A 1,715-nucleotide genomic window follows, 5' to 3' on the forward strand; every position below is an offset into this window, starting at 1 on the left:
CAAGTAAAGTACAACTAGTATCGTCCTCATAGTTTCATAGTTCCACAGCTCCTTGGGATATCTCTCTCCCAAGGAGTTCGTGGCCCTCCCTGTTGTGAAGCAGCGACGGAGACTTTGCTTGTAAGATGTCGATCACGCACATGGGAGGAGGAGACAATCGCCGTGTAATTCATGAACGCATCGCAAAGACCGGAAGTGATAGCGAGGAAACTAACCTCAACACCAAGCACCAACGGCAAGACTCACCAAGACAGTGGATCAACTATTGGGGACCCCTCAACGTCGTAGCAAAGGAGAGTCCATAACTGCAGGCTCGCTGGAACTTCTCGGTGCCGAAGCGATCGAAGAGCCGTAGTACTCGATCAAGGGATATAAGAGCGATACTTGTAACTAGACCGGCGAGGATCTCGCGAGCAACGAGTCCGACAGGGGAACCGAGTGTCATTGCTCGGCCAATCATTGCGCCTTTACTCTGGCTCTTTAGATGGAAGCAATGATATCGGTGCAGGTGAGTCTCGATGGGTGACCTTGGAACCAAAGGTAACGCATCGCTCATGGTGTACAACAATCTCGGCCGTGCAAAACACCGCATTCTCGCTACCTGTGATCTTGACATCTACGACGTGGCCTCGAAGTGTGCGGGGAACTGAGTACAACACGGCGTGGATGGTGATGTAGTAGTTTGGGGGAGCTTTATTGATCCTCTACGCGCCACAGGGAATTGGGAGAAGCGGAAGGGGTTGCGAGGTCATTCGCTCCCCTTCAAGGAGATCTGCTAGTGACCTACGCTTTTTTAAAGGGTAGTTGATTGATGCACTCTGCGCCTTTGACGAGGTACGCATTTAAGGCTTCGGTGGAGAGGAACTTGTGGTCTCGTTCAGCGGCGGGGAGATTGCGCCGCACAAAGCCAACCCGGGCCTTGCAGTCGCTCTGTCTTTCGGCCGGCGCACTCTGTGGTGAGGACGACAAGTTGGAGTTGAGCTCTAAGTTCAAGGGATCCCCGCAAAAGTACCAAATGTCATGTGGTGTGAGAGCGCACACCGGGTTTTATGTTATCTGAGGTCAGGAGCTTTGAGGATCCGCCATAGAACACAAGTGATTGAGCGCAGCCTATACCCAAGGAAGCCAAATCTTAAGACCGGTAGGCACAGACATAGCTGTACTCTCAGCACTCCAACGTGACAACGAGGATCTGTGCATTGAACGCGGCGGTGTCGTAGTAGCCGTAGATGGGCACAGTATCGCCGGCGTGGTCGCCCTCGTCATCTAGTTAAAGAATCAAGCACCAATAAGAGCTGCAACTGTTGCAGATAGAATGAAGGTGCTCACAAAGTCCCGAAGAGGAGTACGTTCCCTCGGAGTTTTTGTCTAGCACTTGTGCCACAGCGGCTGGCGGGTCACGCCCTTACGTTGCAGCAACCACTCAAGATCGAGACGCACCCGTGTGTCTCGTCTTTCGGGCCGAGGGCATGAATTACGCCACGGAGCGAAGCTTTGTGCTGCCCATCTGCGCTAACACCTCTGGAACAACCCTCTAACTCTTTAGTCGAGCGATGTTACTCGTGATGGTTGAGAAGCTCTTAAGTGCGAGCGCTATCTGCTTGCGATTGAATGGATCTACTTAGCCCGACTTTCGCAATTTCTTCCCGAATTCATGTCCATCCTGTGGATATCTAGGGGTGTGAAGGTGTTATCCACAGGGGTGTTGTAAGGTT

The 1,715-nt window shown here is 52.3% G+C and carries 3 protein-coding genes; 1 reads left to right on the top strand and 2 read right to left on the bottom strand.

The window, feature by feature from the left end; all coding sequences use genetic code 11:
- Nucleotides 1-262 precede the first annotated feature (262 nt).
- Together BUA24_RS11690 and BUA24_RS13530 are read right to left on the bottom strand one after the other, a co-directional pair.
- Entirely contained in the window at nucleotides 263-460 is a 198-nt protein-coding gene (locus BUA24_RS11690; protein ID WP_143146557.1) for a hypothetical protein, read from the bottom strand.
- Between the two features lie 7 nt (nucleotides 461-467).
- Complete coding sequence (locus tag BUA24_RS13530; protein WP_419187307.1) at nucleotides 468-659, bottom strand: Mu transposase domain-containing protein; 192 nt, start codon at nucleotides 657-659, stop codon at nucleotides 468-470.
- A gap of 440 nt (nucleotides 660-1,099) precedes the next feature.
- Here BUA24_RS13530 and BUA24_RS12725 point away from each other — a divergent pair, with 440 nt between their 5' ends.
- Entirely contained in the window at nucleotides 1,100-1,270 is a 171-nt protein-coding gene (locus BUA24_RS12725) for a hypothetical protein (RefSeq protein WP_178138843.1), read from the top strand.
- Nucleotides 1,271-1,715 lie beyond the last annotated feature (445 nt).

Origin of the sequence: Ferrithrix thermotolerans DSM 19514 (assembly GCF_900128965.1) — a bacterium.
Taxonomy (GTDB): Bacteria; Actinomycetota; Acidimicrobiia; order Acidimicrobiales; family Acidimicrobiaceae; genus Ferrithrix; species Ferrithrix thermotolerans.